Annotated in this window: 1 pseudogene; it reads left to right on the top strand. The window is 41.5% G+C overall.

What is annotated here, in order from left to right:
• Position 1: 1 nt before the first annotated feature.
• Positions 2-253, top strand: a pseudogene (locus AD60_RS06045) (ABC transporter substrate-binding protein); the annotation flags it as partial.

Below are 253 nucleotides of genomic sequence, written 5' to 3'. Positions count from 1 at the left end.
GTTGGGTGTTTTCGCTTTTTCACAGGTTAAAAACCCTGATATGATCTTCGATGCAACACTAAGTGAGCCCGACACTTTGGATCCTCATCATGCTTACGACACTGCTAGTGGTGAAGTTATTTTCAATGTCTATGACAACTTGGTAGCATACGATGGTGAAAGTTTGAGTAAGTTTGTTCCTATGCTCTCAACGGTTGTCCCAACAGTTGAAAACGGTTATTTGAGAGATGGTGGAACGACATATGTTTTCCCA

Source organism: Petrotoga sp. SL27, from assembly GCF_002924605.1.
In the GTDB taxonomy this organism is placed as follows: domain Bacteria; phylum Thermotogota; class Thermotogae; order Petrotogales; family Petrotogaceae; genus Petrotoga; species Petrotoga sibirica.
This window is presented reverse-complemented; position numbering and strand designations above follow the sequence as displayed.